Source organism: Paracoccaceae bacterium Fryx2, from assembly GCA_032334235.1.
In the GTDB taxonomy this organism is placed as follows: Bacteria; Pseudomonadota; Alphaproteobacteria; order Rhodobacterales; family Rhodobacteraceae; genus JAVSGI01.
Genome location: JAVSGI010000005.1, coordinates 1,637,421 through 1,654,769, shown reverse-complemented (window position 1 = coordinate 1,654,769; position 17,349 = coordinate 1,637,421). Strand labels below are relative to the sequence as shown.

18 protein-coding genes are annotated in these 17,349 nt (G+C 69.1%); 10 read left to right on the top strand and 8 right to left on the bottom strand.

Features of this window, described 5'->3' with window-relative positions; all coding sequences use genetic code 11:
* From rpiA to RNZ50_17215, 5 genes are all read left to right on the top strand, one after another.
* Positions 1-789: a ribose-5-phosphate isomerase RpiA gene (rpiA, locus tag RNZ50_17235; protein MDT8856738.1), complete on the top strand. Its 789-nt coding sequence runs from the start codon at positions 1-3 to the stop codon at positions 787-789.
* Positions 790-793: 4 nt separating this feature from the next.
* Entirely contained in the window at positions 794-2,152 is a 1,359-nt protein-coding gene (gor, locus tag RNZ50_17230) for a glutathione-disulfide reductase (protein MDT8856737.1), read from the top strand.
* 56 nt (positions 2,153-2,208) lie between these two features.
* The gene (hflK, locus tag RNZ50_17225; protein ID MDT8856736.1) at positions 2,209-3,411 is read left to right on the top strand and encodes an FtsH protease activity modulator HflK; all 1,203 of its coding nucleotides are present in this window, start codon (positions 2,209-2,211) and stop codon (positions 3,409-3,411) included.
* Complete coding sequence (locus RNZ50_17220) at positions 3,411-4,283, top strand: protease modulator HflC (GenBank protein MDT8856735.1); 873 nt, start codon at positions 3,411-3,413, stop codon at positions 4,281-4,283. The genes hflK and RNZ50_17220 overlap by 1 nt, the downstream gene beginning before the upstream one ends.
* 313 nt (positions 4,284-4,596) lie before the next feature.
* A complete protein-coding gene (locus RNZ50_17215; protein MDT8856734.1) occupies positions 4,597-6,084 on the top strand; it encodes a DegQ family serine endoprotease in 1,488 nt (495 codons plus the stop codon).
* A gap of 65 nt (positions 6,085-6,149) precedes the next feature.
* Here RNZ50_17215 and RNZ50_17210 read toward each other — a convergent pair whose 3' ends face one another.
* Together RNZ50_17210 and RNZ50_17205 are read right to left on the bottom strand one after the other, a co-directional pair.
* Positions 6,150-6,680, bottom strand: coding sequence for a peptidoglycan-binding domain-containing protein (locus RNZ50_17210; protein ID MDT8856733.1), 531 nt, complete (start codon positions 6,678-6,680; stop codon positions 6,150-6,152).
* A gap of 127 nt (positions 6,681-6,807) precedes the next feature.
* Positions 6,808-7,209, bottom strand: coding sequence for an OB-fold nucleic acid binding domain-containing protein (locus tag RNZ50_17205; protein ID MDT8856732.1), 402 nt, complete (start codon positions 7,207-7,209; stop codon positions 6,808-6,810).
* A 127-nt stretch (positions 7,210-7,336) separates the two neighbouring features.
* On the opposite strand from RNZ50_17205, the gene RNZ50_17200 reads away from it, so the two are divergent.
* Positions 7,337-7,660: a 2Fe-2S iron-sulfur cluster-binding protein gene (locus RNZ50_17200; protein MDT8856731.1), complete on the top strand. Its 324-nt coding sequence runs from the start codon at positions 7,337-7,339 to the stop codon at positions 7,658-7,660.
* A gap of 283 nt (positions 7,661-7,943) precedes the next feature.
* On the opposite strand, the gene RNZ50_17195 is transcribed toward RNZ50_17200, so the two are convergent.
* The 3 genes from RNZ50_17195 to RNZ50_17185 all read right to left on the bottom strand — a co-directional run bounded on the left by RNZ50_17195 (position 7,944) and on the right by RNZ50_17185 (position 9,641).
* Complete coding sequence (locus RNZ50_17195) at positions 7,944-8,603, bottom strand: SDR family NAD(P)-dependent oxidoreductase (GenBank protein MDT8856730.1); 660 nt, start codon at positions 8,601-8,603, stop codon at positions 7,944-7,946.
* Between the two features lie 12 nt (positions 8,604-8,615).
* A complete protein-coding gene (locus tag RNZ50_17190; GenBank protein MDT8856729.1) occupies positions 8,616-9,071 on the bottom strand; it encodes a DUF1178 family protein in 456 nt (151 codons plus the stop codon).
* Between the two features lie 78 nt (positions 9,072-9,149).
* Entirely contained in the window at positions 9,150-9,641 is a 492-nt protein-coding gene (locus RNZ50_17185) for an NUDIX hydrolase (GenBank protein ID MDT8856728.1), read from the bottom strand.
* Positions 9,642-9,919: 278 nt separating this feature from the next.
* On the opposite strand from RNZ50_17185, the gene RNZ50_17180 reads away from it, so the two are divergent.
* From RNZ50_17180 to thpR, 3 genes are all read left to right on the top strand, one after another.
* On the top strand, positions 9,920-10,468 hold the full coding sequence (locus RNZ50_17180) for a glutathione peroxidase (GenBank protein ID MDT8856727.1): 549 nt from the start codon (positions 9,920-9,922) through the stop codon (positions 10,466-10,468).
* 83 nt (positions 10,469-10,551) lie between these two features.
* Entirely contained in the window at positions 10,552-11,670 is a 1,119-nt protein-coding gene (locus tag RNZ50_17175; GenBank protein MDT8856726.1) for an acetoin utilization protein AcuC, read from the top strand.
* Entirely contained in the window at positions 11,667-12,218 is a 552-nt protein-coding gene (thpR, locus tag RNZ50_17170; protein MDT8856725.1) for an RNA 2',3'-cyclic phosphodiesterase, read from the top strand. Before RNZ50_17175 ends, thpR begins: the two co-directional genes overlap by 4 nt.
* Here the strand turns inward: thpR and RNZ50_17165 are convergent, their stop codons facing one another.
* A complete protein-coding gene (locus tag RNZ50_17165; GenBank protein ID MDT8856724.1) occupies positions 12,219-13,463 on the bottom strand; it encodes a glycosyltransferase N-terminal domain-containing protein in 1,245 nt (414 codons plus the stop codon).
* 191 nt (positions 13,464-13,654) lie between these two features.
* Between RNZ50_17165 and RNZ50_17160 the strand changes: the two genes are divergently transcribed.
* The gene (locus RNZ50_17160) at positions 13,655-14,692 is read left to right on the top strand and encodes a cytochrome-c peroxidase (protein ID MDT8856723.1); all 1,038 of its coding nucleotides are present in this window, start codon (positions 13,655-13,657) and stop codon (positions 14,690-14,692) included.
* Between the two features lie 98 nt (positions 14,693-14,790).
* Here the strand turns inward: RNZ50_17160 and RNZ50_17155 are convergent, their stop codons facing one another.
* Positions 14,791-16,200 (bottom strand): amidase, encoded by a 1,410-nt coding sequence (locus RNZ50_17155; protein MDT8856722.1) that lies wholly within the window; start codon positions 16,198-16,200, stop codon positions 14,791-14,793.
* Between the two features lie 97 nt (positions 16,201-16,297).
* Complete coding sequence (locus tag RNZ50_17150) at positions 16,298-17,323, bottom strand: extracellular solute-binding protein (protein MDT8856721.1); 1,026 nt, start codon at positions 17,321-17,323, stop codon at positions 16,298-16,300.
* Positions 17,324-17,349 lie beyond the last annotated feature (26 nt).

Genomic DNA, 17,349 nt, shown 5'->3' with positions numbered 1-17,349 from the left:
ATGCCCGCCGACCTTTCCCCCATCGACAAGGCCAAGTTCGTCGCAGCAAAGCGCGCGGCCGATTTCGTCGAAACAGGGATGCGCGTCGGCCTGGGCACCGGGTCCACCGCCGCCTGGATGGTGCGCTGCCTGGGCGAGCGGATCCGCGAGGAGGGCCTGCGGGTGACCGGGGTTCCGACCTCCAGCCGCACGGCCGAACTGGCCCGGCAGGTCGGCGTGCCGATCATGAGCCTGGACGAGGCGAAATGGCTGGATCTGACGATCGACGGGGCGGATGAATTCGACGGCAACCTGAACCTGATCAAGGGCGGCGGGGCGGCGCTGCTGCAGGAAAAGATCGTGGCGACGGCCTCCGACCAGATGATCGTGATCGCCGACGCCGCCAAGGAAGTGGCGCAGCTTGGCGCCTTCCCCCTCCCGGTCGAGGTGATCCCGTTCGGCTGGCAGACCACAAAGGCGCTGATCGAGGAAACCCTGGTCTCGCTCGATGTGCTGAACCGCGACTGCACGCTGCGCATGAACGGCGACCGGCCGCTGATCACCGACGAGGCGAACTACATCGTCGACCTGCATCTGCGCCGGATCGGCAACCCGCGGCAACTGGCGCTGGTGCTGAACCAGATTCCGGGCGTGGTGGAAAACGGGCTGTTCATCGACATCTGCGACATCGTGATCATCGGTCATGGCGACGGGCGGGTGACGGTGCGCGACATCAACGCGGGGTCGGTCGAGGAGGACCGCGTCGAATTCGCCGCGACCGACAACATCTTCGCCGACCTGGAGGATTGATCTGTTGGCGTTCGACCATGACCTGTTCGTGATCGGCGGCGGATCGGGCGGTGTGCGCGCCGCGCGGATCGCCGCGGGCGAAGCCGGCGCAAGCGTCGCGCTGGCCGAGGAAGACCGGATGGGCGGCACCTGCGTCATCCGGGGCTGCGTGCCGAAAAAGCTGATGGTCTTTGCGTCGGAGTATCCGCAGGCGATGGCGGATGCCCGGGCCTATGGCTGGGATGTGACCGACGGCAGCTTCGACTGGCCGCGGTTCCGCACCCGTCTGGAAACCGAACTTTCCCGGCTGGAGGCCGCCTATCGCAGCACGCTGCAAACCGCGGGGGTCACGGTCCACGATGCCCGCGCCGTGATGGAGGATGCCCATACCGTGCGGCTATCCACCGGCCAGACGGTCCGCGCCCGGCACATCCTGATCGCCACCGGCGGGCGCCCCTTCGTGCCCGACATCCCGGGGGCGGATCTGGCGGTGACCTCGAACGAGATCTTTCATCTGCCCGATCTGCCGAAACGCGCGCTGGTGGTGGGCGGCGGCTACATCGCGTCCGAATTTGCCTGCATCCTGCACGGGCTGGGGGTCGAGGTCACGCAATACTATCGCGGCGCGCAGATCCTGCGCGGCTTCGACGACGAGGCGCGGGGGCACGTCGCCAACGCCATGCAGGCGCGCGGCATCGCCATCCATTGCGGCACCGACGTGATCCGGCTGGAACAGGCGAGCGGCGGCATCCGCGCCGTTTCCACCGACGGCGGCGAGCGGGAGTTCGACCTTGTGCTCTATGCCACGGGCCGAAAACCCAATTCGGCCGGGCTGGGGCTGGAGGCCCTGGGCGTCGAACTGGGGCGCAACGGGCAGATCGTGGTCGATGACTACAGCCAGACCGCGGTGCCCTCGATCCATGCCGTGGGCGACGTGACCGACCGGATCAACCTGACGCCCGTCGCGATCCGGGAGGGGCACGCTTTCGCTGACACCGTATTCAAGGGCCAGCCGCGCAAGGCCGACCACGATCTCGTTGCCAGCGCGGTGTTCACCCAGCCCGAACTCGGCTCGGTCGGCCTGACGGAAGAGGCCGCGCGGGCGCAGGAACCGATCGAGGTCTATGCCACCGCCTTCCGCCCGATGCAGTCGCTTTTCGCCGGGCGGCCCGACCGGGTGCTGATGAAGCTGATTGTCAGCCAGACGACGCGCAGGGTGCTGGGCTGTCATATCGTCGCACCCGGCGCGGGCGAGATGATCCAGCTTGCGGCGATCGCGATCCGCATGGGGGCGACAAAAGACGATTTCGACCGGACGGTTGCGGTGCATCCGACCATGTCGGAGGAACTGGTAACCTTGCGGTCACCGCTGCGGAAAGCTTGATTTTCGCGCGGGAATGACCAGTTACCCATACAAAGAAGCAAAAGGGAAAAGACAGGATGTCAGGAAACGGTGGGCCCTGGGGCGGTGGCGGCTCGGGCGGAGGAGACAACCGCGAGGGGCGGGATCCGAAAGACGGGCGCGGCGGGCGCAAGCCGGGGGGCGAAGGCCCGCAGATCCCCGAAATCGACGAGATCATGAAGAAGGGCCAGGAACAGCTGCGCGTCCTGATGGGCGGCCGCGGCAGGTCCGGCAATGGCGGCGGCGGCGGCGGGGGTGGCGGCGGGGGCAACCCGATGGCGCCGCTGTTCACCAAGCAGGGGCTGGCACTGGGCGTGCTTGGGCTTGCCGCCCTGTGGGGCTTCATGTCCTTCTACACGGTGAAGCCCGAAGAACGCTCGGTCGAGCTGTTCCTCGGCGAGTTTTCGGCAATCGGCAATCCGGGCCTGAACTTCGCGCCCTGGCCGCTGGTCAGGGCGGAAATCGTGCAGGTCACCGGCGAGCGGCAGACCGACATCGGCACCGGGCGCGGCGGCGACACCGACACCGGCCTGATGCTGACGCGCGACCAGAACATCGTGGATATCGAATTCCAGGTGGTGTGGAACGTGTCGGACCCGGCGGCCTTCCTGTTCAACCTGGCCGACCCGACCGACACCATCCGCGCCGTGGCCGAAAGTGCGATGCGCGACATCATCGCCCGGTCAGAGCTGGCGCCGGTGCTGAACCGTGACCGGGGGGTGATTGCCTCGGATCTGCGGGCGGCGGTTCAGGGCACGCTCGACAGCTATCAGGCGGGCATCGCGGTCGTGCGGGTGAACTTCGACAAGGCCGATCCGCCGCGCGAGGTCATCGACAGCTTCCGCGAAGTGCAGGCGGCGCAGCAGCAGCGCGACCGGCTGGAAAAAGAGGCCGACGCCTATGCCAACCGCGTGACGGCGGGCGCGCGCGGTGAAGCCGCCCGTCTGGCCGAAGACGCCGAGGCCTACCGCGCCCAGGTGGTCAACAACGCCGAGGGCGAGGCGAGCCGCTTCCTGTCCGTCTACGAGGAATATGTGAAGGCCCCCGAAGTGACCCGGCGGCGCATGTATCTGGAAACCATGGAAACCGTCCTTGGCGGCATGAACAAGGTCATCCTCGACGGCGTGTCGGGTGGCGAGGCCGGTGGTCAGGGTGTCGTGCCCTTCCTGCCGCTGAACGAACTGGGCCGCATGGCCCCCGCCGCACCGGCCGCAGCGGCGACAACGCAGGGGAACAATTGATGAAAGCCGTATCCATTGCGCTGCCCGCGCTGTTCATCGTCGGCGCCCTTGCGCTGTCATCGGTGTTCATCGTCGATGAACGCGAAAAGGTGCTGGTCCTGCAATTCGGCCAGGTGAAGGCGGTGAAGGAGGAGCCCGGTCTGGGCTTCAAGATCCCGCTGATCCAGGACGTGGTGCGCTATGACGGCCGCATCCTGGGCCTGCCGACGCAACCGCTGGAAGTGACGCCGCTGGATGACCGCCGTCTGGTGGTCGACGCCTTCGCGCGCTGGCGGATCGTCGATCTGGTCAACTTCCGCGAATCGGTAGGGGCCGACGGGGTTCGCGCCGCGCAGGTCCGGCTGGAGCGGATCCTGAACGCCGCGATCCGCGAAGTGCTGGGCGGTGTGCCGTCGCAGCGCGTGCTGTCGGAAGACCGCACCAGCCTGATGAACCTGATCCGCGATCAGGCGCGGCGCGAGGCGCTTTCGCTGGGCGTCGACGTGATCGACGTGCGTCTGACCCGGACCGACCTGCCCGAACAGAACCTTTCGGCGACCTACAGCCGGATGCGGGCCGAACGCGAACGCGAGGCCGCCGACGAGATTGCCCGCGGTGGCGAGGCCGCCCAGAGGGTGCGGGCATCTGCCGACCGGACGGTGGTCGAACTGACATCGCAGGCGCGCAAGGAAGCCGAGGTGATCCGGGGCGAGGCCGACGGCCAGCGCAACGCGATCTATGCCGAGGCGTTCGGGCGCGACCCGGAATTCTTTGCCTTCACCCGGTCGCTGACCTCTTACGAACGGGCGCTGAAGGGCGGCAATTCGTCGATCGTGATGCAGCCCGACTCGGTGTTCTTCGACTATCTGCGCAGCGAAAAGGCCCCCGAGTGACCTTGTCGCGGCGCCGGGGCGGGTTTTCCGGCCGGAGATCCTGAGACCCGGCCCCGGTGCCGAACGCGACCAAGCGACGACCCCGCCCCCTGCTTTGGCAGAGGGGGCGGAATACGCTGCCACGGCGCCGGGAGACCTTGCCTGGAATCGCCGTGCCTGTGACAATGCCCTTGGTCGGTTCACATCCATTTGACACTCCGAGACGGGGATTGCATTGCATTCCGCCGGTCTTGTCTGAACATGATCCCGCTGATCGCCACGCCGTGCCGCCCGCAGGTCCGGCTCGCGAAGGAAGAAATGAAAGGAGATCGGAGTGCAGTCCCATGCTGTCTCAACCGCCCGCAGAACCGGGGAAGCGCCGCAGGGCGCGTCGCGGCTGTTCCTTGCGCTGATGCTCGGCATCGCGCTGGCCATGAGCCAGACGTTGCAGGCCGGCGCGCGCGGCGCCCCGGAAAGCTTTGCCGATCTGGCCTCCAGCATCAGCCCGTCGGTGGTGAACATCACCACATCCTCGGTGGTCGCCGCCCCCTCGGGCCCCGGGCCGATGCTGCCCGACGGTTCGCCGTTCGAGGATTTCTTCCGCGATTTCATGGATCGCAACGGCCCGGGCGGCAACAGCGAACCCCGCCGGTCCGAGGCGCTGGGGTCGGGTTTCGTGATTTCGGAAGATGGCTACATTGTCACGAACAACCATGTGATCGAAGGTGCCGACGATATCGAGATCGAGTTCTTTTCCGGCAAGCGGCTGGATGCCAAGCTGGTCGGAACCGACCCCAAGACCGACATCGCCCTGCTGAAAGTGGTCAGCGACCAGCCGCTGCCGTTCGTCGCGTTCGGCGACAGCGACCTGATGCGGGTCGGCGACTGGGTCGTGGCGATGGGCAACCCGCTGGGGCAGGGGTTCTCGGTTTCGGCGGGCATCGTCTCGGCGCGCAAGCGGGCGCTGTCGGGCACCTATGACGACTACATCCAGACCGATGCGGCGATCAACCGGGGCAACTCCGGCGGGCCGCTGTTCAACATGGACGGTCAGGTGATCGGGGTGAACACCGCGATCCTGTCGCCCAATGGCGGGTCGATCGGCATCGGCTTCTCGATGGCGTCGAACGTGGTCAACAAGGTCGTGCTTCAGCTGAAGGAATTCGGCGAGACGCGGCGCGGCTGGCTGGGCGTTCGCATCCAGGACGTGACCCCCGACGTGGCCGAGGCGATGGGGCTGCCCGAAGCGCGGGGCGCGCTGATCACCGATGTGCCGCAGGGGCCTGCGGCGGATTCGGGGATGCTGGCGGGCGACGTGATCCTGTCGTTCGACGGTGCCGACGTGTCCGACACCCGCGATCTGGTCGGCCGTGTGGCGGATGCGCCGGTCGGGCAGGCGGTGCGGGTCGTGGTGCTGCGCGAAGGCAAGACCCAGACGCTGTCCGTGACCCTTGGCCGCCGCGAAACCGCCGAGGGCGAAGAGGCGGTTCCGGCCGCGTCGGCGGTTCCGTCCGAACCGTCCGAAGCCCAGATCCTGGGCCTGACCGTCACCCCGGTCACCCCGGAACAGGTGGAGCGGCTCGGCCTGCCCTCGGGCATCGAGGGGCTGGTTGTGACGCGCGTGGACGCGGTGTCCGAAGCCTATGCCAAGGGCCTGCGCGAAGGCGACCTGATCACCGAGGCCGGTCAGCAGAAGGTGCTGAAGATCAAGGATCTGCAGGACCGCATCACCGAGGCGCGCGACGCGGGCCGCAAGTCGCTGCTGCTGCTGATCCGCCGGGGCGGCGACCCGCGGTTCCTGGCACTGTCGATCGAGGAATAGGCCCCCCGGGCGGGCCGAAACGAGGGCGTCCGGGCAACCGGGCGCCCTTTGTCCATGCATCCGGATCAGCCGCCGAGATCGGCCGCCACGATACCCAGATCGCGCGCCGCCGCCAGCGACAGCTGCGGACTGTCCAGGCCCAGCGGTTGCTGAAAGCGCCGGACCGCTTCGCGCGTCGCGGCATCCATCATGCCGGTCAGCGGCAGCAGATAGTAGCCCCGCGCCTTCAGCGCCCGCTGCAGCGTGGCGATGAAATCGACCGTAAGCGCGGCGGGGCAGGGGGTATGGAACCACACGGTTTCCCGGTCCTGCAGGATGCGCTGCTGCGTCACCGTGCGGTAGCTGGCCGGGATCAGCACGCGCCCGTCGGGGCCGCGCGTCTCGGGGGTGACGACCACCTGCTCGGTCACGGTCTCTATCACCGCCGGGGTCACGTCGCTGGCCCAGCAGATGCCGTCCGGCGCGGGCGGCGGCCCGGGCTCGGTGCGGCGCACCAGTTCGGCCGCAAGGTTGGCGCGGCCGGGGGCCTCGGGCAGCGGCACGCCCTGGCAGGCCGTCAGCGCCAGCACGCTGCAAAGGAAAAGGGGTCTGATCATACTGCCGTCATGCCTGTCTGTCTGCCGCCCGTCGGCCCGCCCGGTCCCGGGGCCGGCACCGGGTTGCCCCCGGCCCTGCGTTGCGGCAAAGCATAGCGGCAATCGCCCCGCGGCGGAAGCCGTCGGCTCAGGGCTGGTCGCCCGCCCGGCTGCCATCATGCCGGAAGGCGGGGTCCAGCAGCCGGTCGAGCATCGGCGACAGGTCCTCGATGCCCTCGGCCACCACATGCACCACCCCAGCCTCGCGCTGCAACCGGCCGGTCACGCGCAGCAGCCGCCCCGAGATCACGGCGCGGCGAAAGCGTTCATAGACCTGCGCCCAGACCACCACGTTGCACACGCCGGTCTCGTCCTCCAGCGTGACGAAGATCACCCCCTTGGCGGTGCCGGGCCGCTGGCGCACCAGCACCAGCCCCGCGACGCAGACCCGCGCCCCCGCCGGCGGCTCGTCCAGCCGGACATGTGGCAGGGCGGCGGGCGGGCGCGGCCAGTTTCCCGGGCAGGGGGTGGGGGTGATCCAGGTGCTCATGAAGCGCAGAATAGAACAAATCATGACCACGACAAGCGGAAAGGCCGCGGCGCGGGGCCTCTGGCAAAGCACGGCGATTTCGCTTATCTCACGGGGCAGCGACGAAAAGCCGGACAAGAGGGCAATGATGGCGAAGATCACCTACGTGGAATTTGGCGGCAAGGAACATGTGGTCGAGGTCGCGAACGGCCTCACCGTGATGGAAGGCGCGCGCGACAACGGCATCCCGGGCATCGAGGCCGACTGCGGCGGGGCCTGCGCCTGCTCGACCTGCCACGTCTACGTCGCCCCCGAATGGGTTGGCAAGCTGCCGAAGAAAGACGCGATGGAAGAGGACATGCTCGATTTCGCCTGGAAGCCCGACCCGGTCCGCTCGCGCCTCACCTGCCAGCTGAAGGTCAGCCCGGCACTCGACGGGCTGGTGGTGACCATGCCCGAAAAGCAGATCTGATCCGCGGGGCGGACCGGCACCGCGGCCCCCCGGGCCGCCCCCCCCAGCCGCCCGCGTCACGCCCGATCCGGCAGTTCCATCCCGCCTGACGCTGTCGGGGCCGCCCGGCACAAATATCGGCAGCCTCCATCGCACCCCCCGCGAGCACCATTCTTCCGCCTTCATCTTGGCCCAAATATCCCACGGGGGTCCGGGGGTGTGAAACCCCCGGCTTTGCCGCCAGACCACCGCCCGTGGCCGGGCTGGGGGGTGTGAAACCCCCGGCCTTGCCGCCAGACCGCCTTCAGAACGGATGCGCGCGCCCGTCCCAGGTCTCGAAACAGCCGGTCGTTTCCGGCGACAGTGCCGCAAAGCGCGCCATCAGGCCGGCCGCCGCCGCCTCGGCCGTGATGTCTGCTCCGGCCCCGCCCATTTCGGTCTGCACCCAGCCGGGGTGATAGATGCCGACCGCGATGCCCTCGGCGCGCAGATCGGCGGCCAGATTGCGGCCCAGGTTCAGCGCCGCGGCCTTGGAGGCGCGATAGATGTAGCTGCCGCCCGGCGCGCGCGTGTCGGACCCCATCTGCGACGACAGGATGGCAATCTTGCCCCGCCCCACGCGCAGGTTGGGCAGCAGCGCCTGCACCGTCAGAAACACGCCGGTCACGTTCACCGCGAAAGTGTCGGCCCACAGCGGCGCGGCAAAGCCGCTGTCCAGCCGCTGGCCGCGATCAAGGAAGACCCCGGCATTGCAGACCAGGAGCGACAGAGGCCGCCCCGCCAGCCGCAGGGCCAGCGCGCGGTGCTGCTCCGGGTCGGTCACCTCGAGCGGCAGCCACTCGATGCCGGGCGCGGGTGCCGGTGCTCCGCCGCGGTAGGTGCCAAGCACCGGGCCCGAACGGGCGGCCAGCGTGGCCAGCGCGCGTCCGACCCCACGGTTTGCGCCGGTGATCAGCAGTGTCATGGTGCGGCCCTTTCAGTTGGTCTTGCGTGCAGGCAGGAAGGGCAGCGGCGCCACCGGAATGCCGTCCTCGATCAGGCGGCGGGCCTCGTCGGGTCTGGCCTCGCCATGGATCGCGCGTTCCGGCACCTCGCCGTCGTGGATGCGCCGCGCCTCGGCGGCGAAGTTCATCCCGACATAGTCCGAGTTTTCCTCGACCTGCCGCCGCAGGGCCGCCAGCGCCAGTTCAAGGTCGGTCCCCGGGGTGGACAGCGGGCGATCCGCCGGGGCGTCGCCGTTGCCGGGCCGGGCGGCATCGGCATTGCGCGCAGGGCGCACGGCAGGGGCCATCAGCGACTTGGTGACCCCGGTCGACCCGCACAGCGGGCAGGCGATCAGCGCCCGCCCGGCGAGGCTGTCATAGGCCGTGGCCGACTGAAACCAGCTGTCGAAAGCATGGCCCGCAGCACATCGAAGGTCATAGCGGATCATCGGTTTCACCGGACGGCCGGGGCGCGGTTTGCAACTCCGGGCAAGATCGGACCAGACTTAACCACCTGGTCGGGGAAATCAAGCCTTCGGCCCGGCCCCCGCGGCACCGACATGCAGCACGGCATGGGCCAGCAGGTGCTGCAACTCGGGCTCGGCAACCTTTCGGGCGGCCTTTTCCGGGCTGAACCACTTGCGCCGCCGCTGGTCGCGTTCGGGGAAGGTCATCCGCAGACGCTCCACCCGCAGGGCATAGACCGCCACGACGCAGGGCACGATCTGCCTCGGGCCGCTGGGTTTGCCCAGCGCCTTGTCATAGGAAAACACCCCGATGCAGTCCGAGTCGACCCGGCCTTCGACGCCGGCCTCCTCGAAGGCTTCGCGCGCGGCGGAATCCTCGGGCGAAAGGCCGGGGATCGGCCAGCCTTTCGGGATGACCCAGCGCCCGGTTTCGCGGCTGGTGACCAGAAGAACCTCTACCTTGCGGTTCATCACGCGCCAGCAGACGGCGCCGTATTGGGTGCGAAGATCGTCCCCTTGCAATGGGGAAAGATTGAACTGGTCACTATGCACGTTTTGCCTTGCCCGTGGGCCCTTGCCCGATGTAATGCGTCTGCGGTTCGTTCCTGGTTCCGGTCTGCCTCATGTCCGCGCTGTCATTGCCGCCCGGTCGCGGGGCGGTGTGCGGAATGACCCAGGTCGCACTGTCAGGGTGCGGCCCGGCTCTGTCGCAGACGACGGATCATCGACCACCATGGCATGATGCAGCACAAAAGCCCATAGTGCCCGTTGGCAATTGACGGCGGAGCCTGTCGGATTATCTTCATTTTCCTGTCAACAGGGGGTGCGGGATGGCAAGCAGGATTGTTTCGGGCGCTCTGGCGGCATTGGCGGCCGTGTCTCTGGCGTCGGGTCTGGCGGGTCCCGCAAGCGCGGCAGAACCCGTTTTCCGCTTTGCCTCGATCGACGGCGGGGTGATCGACCTGGCCGAGTGGCGTGGCAGCCCGGTGCTGGTGGTCAACACGGCCTCGCTCTGCGGCTTCACCTCGCAATATGACGATCTGCAGGCGCTGCACGTCCGTTATCAGGCGCGCGGGCTGAAGGTGCTGGCGGTGCCGTCGGACGATTTCCGTCAGGAGCTTGCGGATGCCGCCGAGGTCAAGGAGTTCTGCGAAACGAATTTCAACCTGACGATCCCGATGACCGACATCACGCCGGTCAAGGGGGCGGGGGCGCATCCCTTCTACGGCTGGTTGCAGCAGGCGCACGGCTTCGTGCCGAGCTGGAACTTCAACAAGGTGCTGATCGGGCCCGACGGGGCGCTGGTCGGCACCTGGGGCTCCTTGACCAAGCCCGGCTCGCGCGCGATCACCGACCGGATCGACGCGTTGCTGCCGTGACCGGGGCAGTCGCGGACCGGGCGGCCGTCGCCCTGGTCGCCACCCCCGACGCCACCCGGCCAGACGCCTCCAGGCCCGACGCCATCAGGACCGCCGCCCCGGTCGGCCCGCTGTTCATCGGGTCAGAGATCTATCGCGGGTCAAGCTATGGCGCGCAGCACCCGCTCAGGGTGCCGCGCGTCTCGACCGTGATGGATCTGGCGCGCGCGCTGGGCTGGCTGCCCGCCGCGCAGTATCGCACCAGCCCGCGCGCCCGGCCTGCCGCGCTGGCGCTGTGGCATGACGCGGCCTACATCGCGGCCCTCCAGCAGGCCGAGGCGCTGGGCGAGGCCACGCCCGGAATGCGGGCGCGGTTTCACCTTGGCACGCTGTCGAACCCGGTCTTTGCCCAAGTTTACCGCCGCCCGGCCACCGGCGCCGGGGGGGTGATGCTGGCGGCCGATCTGCTGGCGCAGGGCGGGGTGGTGCATGTGCCGGGCGGCGGCACGCATCACGGGATGCCCGGGCGGGCCAACGGCTTTTGCTATCTGAACGACCCCGTGCTGGGAATGCTGGTGCTGAAGCGCCACGGAGCCCGGCGGATCGCCTATGTCGACATCGACGCGCACCATTGCGACGGGGTGCAGCACGGCTTCGCGGGCGACCCCGACACGCTGCTGATCTCTGTCCACGAGGAGGGGCGCTGGCCCTTCACCGGCCTGCTGGGCGACGATGGCGGCGGAAACTGCTTCAACCTGCCGGTGCCGCGCGGCTTCAACGATACCGAGATGCGCGCGGTGCTGGAGCAGCTTATCCTGCCGCGCGTCGCCGCACACCGCCCTGACGCCGTGGTGCTGCAATGCGGTGCCGACGCGCTGGAGGAAGACCCGCTGGCGCGGCTGTCTCTGTCCAATTCGGCGCTGTGGTCGGTGGTGGCGGCGCTGCGGGGCATGGCGCCGCGCTATCTGGTGCTGGGCGGCGGGGGCTACAACCCGTGGTCGGTGGGGCGGGCCTGGACCGGGGTCTGGGCCACGCTGGCGGGATACGAGATTCCCGAGCGGTTGCCGGACGGGGCGGCGGCGGTGCTGGCCGCCTTGGGCTGGGGCGGCGGCGGGCGGGCGGCCCCGGCACCGCATCTGCTGACCACCTTGCGCGATCCGCCGCGCGAAGGCCCGGTGCGTGCCGAGGTCAGGCAGCGTCTGGCGACGCTGGCGCGGCGATGATCCGGGTATTTCTGGCGCTCGACCTGCCGGGTGAGGCGCGCGACCGGCTGTCGGTGCTGCAATACCTGCTGCCGCTGCCGCGCCGGGTGGACGCTGACAACCTGCATCTGACGCTGGCCTTTCTGGGCGAGGTGCCCGACGCGGTGCTGGAGGCGGCGCACGAGGCTTTCGCCGCCCTCCGCCTGCCGGGGTTCGACCTGAACCTGACCGGCGCGGGCCTCTTTGGCGGCGACAGGCCCCGGGTGGCCTTTGCCGGGGTGGCACCCTGCCCGCCGCTTGACCGCCTGCAGGCCAAGGTGGAACAGGCGGCGCGCCGTGCCGGAGCCGAGGTTCCGGCGCGGCGCTTCATCCCGCACGTCACCCTTGGCCGCTTTGCCCCACCGCCCCCGCCCGAGGCGATGGCGCTGGAACGGGCGGTGGCGGAACGGGCGGGCTTTCGCGCCGGGCCTCTGCCCGTGCGCGATTTCGTGCTGTTCGAGACGGTGCAGGGCAAGCGAGTCTGGTATCGCGAACTCGCCCGCTATGCGCTGGACGCCGAGCCCGCCTGATCAGCCCAGTCGGCCCAGCCGCAGCAGGGTGGCAATCAGCGCCTCGGGGTCGCCCTCGGGGGCCAGCAGGGCGCGGGCGCGGGCGGCAAGATCGGCCTGCCGCGCCGGGGTCAACCCGGTCAGCGCCGCCCCGAGGCTGTCGGCATCGCTGACCGCCAGCGCCGCCCCTGCGGCGTCGAGCCGGGCAAAGGCCTCGCGGAAATTGGCGGTGAAGGGGCCATGCAGCAGCGCCATGCCGCAGGCCGCAGGTTCGAACGGCGTGTGGCCGCCCCTGTCCACCAGTGACCCGCCGATGAAACAGGCCCCGGCCATGCCATACCAATGCGCCATCTCGCCCAGCGTGTCGGCCAGATAAACCGCCGTGCCCGGCCCCGGCACCTGCCCCGCCGACCGTGTGGCGAAGCCCAGCCCCTGCGCCGCGATCAGCCCGGAAATGGCGGCCCCGCGCTGCGGGTGGCGCGGTGCGAGGATCAGCAGATCGACCGCCCCCGCGCTTCGGGCCTGCGCAAAACCTGCCAGCAGCACCGCATCTTCGCCCGCGTGGGTCGAGGCCGCCAGCAGACAGCGCGCGCGCGGCACCGGGCAGGCAAACGGCGGAGCCCCGGCCGCCGACACCCCGGCGCGCGCCTTCAGCACCAGCGGCGGCCCCAGCCGGTCGCCGGGCAACCCCAGCGCCCGCAGCCGCGCCTCCGACCCCGCATCCTGCGCCGAGACATGCGCCAGCCGCCCCAGCAGCCCGCGCATCAGGCCCGGCGCCAGCCGCCCCCAGTTGCGCGCCGAGCCTTCCGACATCCGCGCCCCCAGCAGCACGACCGGCATCCGCGCCGCCGCCTGCACGATGCGCTCCGGCCAAAGCTCGTTCTCGATGATCAGCAGCAGCCGCGGCTGCCAGCGCCCGACAAAGCGCCGCAGCGCGCCCGGCGTGTCGATCGGCGCGAGCGCGGCGCTGACCCCCGGCAGGGCCCATCCCTGCACCATGCGCCGCGCCGAGGCGGTGTTGCAGGTCACGATCACCGCCACCCCCGGCACCGCCGCCATCAACCGCTCCAGCAGCCAGCGCGCCGAGGCCAGTTCGCCATTCGAGGCCCCGTGCAGCCAGATCACCGGCCCCGGCCCGCCCACGGACCCCCGCCCCAGCCGTTCGGCCAGCGCGCCTGGGCCAACCTGACCGCGCAACCGCTGCCACAGCACCCGGGCCACCAGCACGGGCTGCAACACCCAGATCAGAAGCCGGTAAAGCCGCATTCCGTTCCCTTCGCGCCCATTGCCGATCCATAGGCCGGGGCCGGTGCCGTGACAAGACACGCGGCGTGCCTTCCCGAGGTGCGACAAGCTGTCCCCATCTTGCGACTTAGAATTGATCCAAGTCAAATGGCCCACGCCGCTACGGGGCTACGGTCTGCCCGGCATCATGAGATTGATCAGGGAGAACCGACATGCGCCGCCTGCTGACCCTTATCGTGGCGACAACCGCGCTGGCAGGGGTGGCTCATGCCGACCCGCTGCGCGACAAGGCAGCCACCTATTTCAAGCCGCTGCCGTCCACCGTGCCCGCGGTCAAGGACAACGCGATCACCCCCGAAAAGATCTCGCTCGGCAAGGCGCTGTTCTTCGATCCCCGCCTGTCGGCCTCGGGCGTGTTCAGCTGCTACAGCTGCCACAACCTGACCACCGGCGGCGACGACAACATGGAAACCTCGGTCGGCCACGGCTGGCAAAGGGGGCCCCGCAACGCGCCCACCGTGCTGAACGCCGTGCTGAACGAGGCGCAGTTCTGGGATGGCCGGGCCGCCGACCTCAAGGCGCAGGCCAAGGGCCCGATCCAGGCCGGGGTCGAGATGGCCAACACCCCGGCGCAGGTCGAGGCGACGCTGGCCTCGATGCCCGCCTATGTCGACTGGTTCAAGGCGGCCTTCCCGGGCGAGGCCCAGCCGACCAACTTCGACAACATGGCCAAGGCGATCGAAGCCTTCGAAGCCACGCTGATCACCCCCGCCCCGTTCGACGCCTGGCTGAACGGCGATGACGCGGCGCTGTCGGCCGAGGCCAAGGCAGGGCTGGAACTGTTCATCGACAAGGGCTGTTCGTCCTGCCATTCTGGCGTGAACGTCGGCGGGCATGGCTATTACCCGTTCGGCCTGATCGAGAAACCGGGTGCCGACATCCTGCCCGTGGGCGACAAGGGCCGCTTTGCCGTGACCGAAACGGCGGACGACGAATACGTGTTCCGCGCCTCCCCGCTGCGCAACATCGCCGTGACCGCGCCCTATTTCCATTCCGGCAAGGTCTGGGATCTGAAGGTGGCGGTGCAGGTCATGGCGGAATCGCAGCTTGGCGAAGACCTGTCGGAACCCGAGGTCAACGAGGTGGTGGCCTTCCTGCAAAGCCTGACTGGCACGATGCCGTTGGTCACCCTGCCGTCGCTGCCCGCGGAAACTGCCGCTACGCCGCGCCCGACGGCCGAGGTGCAGTAACCCCGGCTAAAGCTGCGGCGGGCGTGCGCCGGGCCAATCTGTGGCCCGGTGCCACGCCTGCCCCATCTGCAGCGACGGCCGAGGTGCAGTAACCCCGGCTAAAGCTGCGGCGGGCGTGCGCCGGGCCAGTCGGTGGCCCGGTGCCACGCCTGCCCCATCTGCAAAAGACGCCGGTCCGCCCCGCGCGGGCCGAAGATCTGCATTCCCATCGGCAGCCCGTTCGCCCCGAACCCCGCAGGTGCTGCCAGCGCAGGCAGGCCCGCCAGCGACACCGGCACCACTACCTCCATCCAGCGGTGATAGGTGTCCATCGCGCGCCCGCCGATCGCCTCCGGGTAGCGCCATTCCTTCGGAAACGGCCAGACCTGCGCCGAAGGCAGCACCAGCGCATCAAAGCGGGTGAACAGCCCGGCCAGCACGCTGAACCATTCCGACCGCACGACGCTGGCGCGATGCACATCCATCGCCGAAAGCGCCAGCCCGCGCTCGATCTCCCACACCGCCTCCGGCTTCAGCAACGCCCGCCGCGCCGGGTCGGCATGATGCGGGCCGAGGTTCGCCGGCACCGCCCAGCTGCGCAGCGTGGTCCAGCTGTCCCACAGCCGCTCCGCTGCAAAGGGCGGCACCACCGGCTCGACATGCCAGCCCAGCGCCTCGAACCCCCGCAGCGCCCCTTCGCAGGTCTCCAGAACCCCCGGCTCCATCGCATAGGCGCCGCCCCAGTCGCCCAGCCAGCCGATCCGCAGCCCTTTCGGGTCAGTGTCCAGCCCTTCGGCAAACGGCTCCCACGCCATTCCGTGCGGGTCGCGGGCGTCGGGCACCGCCAGCACCTCCAGCAGCCGCGCCAGATCCTCCACATTGCGCGCCATCGGCCCGTCGGTCGCCAACTGGTGCAGGAAGGTGTCGCCCACCGGGTCCGAGGACACGCGGCCATAGCCCGGGCGAAAGCCGTAGACGTTGCAGAATGCCGCCGGGTTGCGCAGGCTGCCCATCATGTCGGACCCGTCCGCCAGCGGCACCAGCCCCGCCGCCAGCGCCGCCGCCGCCCCGCCGGATGACCCGCCCGCCGAAAGCCCCGGCGCATAGGGGTTGCCGGTCACCCCGTGCACCGGGTTGAAACTGTGCGACCCCAGCCCGAATTCCGGCGTGTTGGTCTTGCCGATCAGAATGGCCCCCGCCGCCCGCAGCCGCGCAGGCAGCATGTCGTCCACCTCCGGCACCAGCCCGGCAAAGATCGGCGAGCCGGAGGTCGAGCGCACCCCGCGCACCGCCTGCAGATCCTTCACCGCGAAGGGCATCCCGTGCAGCCAGCCTGCGCGCGGCGCCGCATCCGCCGCCCGCGCCTCGGCCATCAGTTCGCCTTCGTCACGCAGCGCCACCACCGCATTGATCACAGGGTTCACCGCCGCAATCCGCGCCAGATACGCCGCCATCACCTCGGCGCAAGACACCTCGCGCCGCGCGATCAATGCCGACAGCACCGAAGCTGACAGATTGTTCAGATCCACCCTGCCTTCCCCTTTTCTTCTGTTTGGAAATATCCCGGGGGGCGCGGGGGGCTGGCCCCCCGCTTGCGGCGGCCGGGGCAAGCCCGGCCGCAACCCGTCACTTCTGCAGTTCGGTCCAGATCGCCGTGTTGTATTCGGTCGCCTTTGCCGAACAGGTCGGCAGGAACCGCCCCGCCGCCTTGTGCTCCTCCGGCGTCACCACTTCCGGCGCGGTCTTCATGTCTTCCGGCATGAAGGCCTCGGACCCGGCGATGCCGTTGGCATAGCGCGCGAAAGCCGAGATCATCGCGGCATTCTCGGGCACCATGACGAAGTTCATGAAGGCATAGGCGTTGTCGACGTTCTTCGCATCCGCCAGCAGCGTCACCGAATCCATGAACAGCGGATAGCCTTCCTTGGGGTAGCCGTAGGCCACGTCCGGGTTGGCCAGTCGCGCCCGCATGGTCGACCCGTTCCAGTTCACCGAGGCCGCCCAGTCGTTGTTGCTCAGCTTTTCCGTCGCGCCGTAGTCCATGCTCAGCCAGTCGGGCTTGGCGGCAACCAGTACGTCGCGGGCCTTCTTCAGCACCTCGGTGTCCTCGGTGCAGGGCTCGCCGCCGACATACATGATCGCCAGGTTCACCACATCCGTCATTTCCGGCACGACGTTGATCTTGCCCTTCAGCTCTTCCGGCACATCGAGGAAGATCGCCGAGGTGTTGATGTCGCCCTTGTAGACGGCGGTGTTCACCGCGACGCCGGTCGAGCCCCACTGCCACGGGATCGAATGGGCGCGCATCGGGTCCCACGGCACGTCCTTCCACTCCGGCGCGATGTTGGCATGGTTCGGCAACTTGCTCAGGTCCAGCGGAACGATCAGGCCCTTTTCGCGGTAGATCGGAATGTAGTTGGCCGAGGGCACCACCAGGTCGTAGCCATGCCCGCCGGCCTCGATCTTGGCCAGCGCGGTGTCGTTGGCGTCGTAATCGGTGACGGTGACCTTGATGCCGGTTTCGGCCTCGAACTTCGCCAGCAGTTCGGGGCTGGTGTAGTTGCCCCAGTTGAACAGGTTCAGCACGCCTTCGGCGGATGCCAGCGAGGTGCCTGCCAGCAGCAGGGCGGTTGCGCTCAGAAGTCTTTTCATGGGTCTCTCCGGGTTGGATCGTTGGT

Coding starts and splice junctions, on each gene's coding strand:
- RNZ50_17200 (MDT8856731.1), top strand. CDS start 7,337: ATGGCGAAGATCACCTACGTGGAATTTGGCGGCAAGGAACATGTGGTC.
- RNZ50_17150 (MDT8856721.1), bottom strand. CDS start 17,323: ATGAAAAGACTTCTGAGCGCAACCGCCCTGCTGCTGGCAGGCACCTCG.
- RNZ50_17220 (MDT8856735.1), top strand. CDS start 3,411: ATGAAAGCCGTATCCATTGCGCTGCCCGCGCTGTTCATCGTCGGCGCC.
- rpiA (MDT8856738.1), top strand. CDS start 1: ATGCCCGCCGACCTTTCCCCCATCGACAAGGCCAAGTTCGTCGCAGCA.
- RNZ50_17210 (MDT8856733.1), bottom strand. CDS start 6,680: ATGATCAGACCCCTTTTCCTTTGCAGCGTGCTGGCGCTGACGGCCTGC.
- RNZ50_17160 (MDT8856723.1), top strand. CDS start 13,655: ATGCGCCGCCTGCTGACCCTTATCGTGGCGACAACCGCGCTGGCAGGG.
- RNZ50_17165 (MDT8856724.1), bottom strand. CDS start 13,463: ATGCGGCTTTACCGGCTTCTGATCTGGGTGTTGCAGCCCGTGCTGGTG.
- thpR (MDT8856725.1), top strand. CDS start 11,667: ATGATCCGGGTATTTCTGGCGCTCGACCTGCCGGGTGAGGCGCGCGAC.
- hflK (MDT8856736.1), top strand. CDS start 2,209: ATGTCAGGAAACGGTGGGCCCTGGGGCGGTGGCGGCTCGGGCGGAGGA.
- RNZ50_17195 (MDT8856730.1), bottom strand. CDS start 8,603: ATGACACTGCTGATCACCGGCGCAAACCGTGGGGTCGGACGCGCGCTG.
- RNZ50_17190 (MDT8856729.1), bottom strand. CDS start 9,071: ATGATCCGCTATGACCTTCGATGTGCTGCGGGCCATGCTTTCGACAGC.
- RNZ50_17180 (MDT8856727.1), top strand. CDS start 9,920: ATGGCAAGCAGGATTGTTTCGGGCGCTCTGGCGGCATTGGCGGCCGTG.
- RNZ50_17205 (MDT8856732.1), bottom strand. CDS start 7,209: ATGAGCACCTGGATCACCCCCACCCCCTGCCCGGGAAACTGGCCGCGC.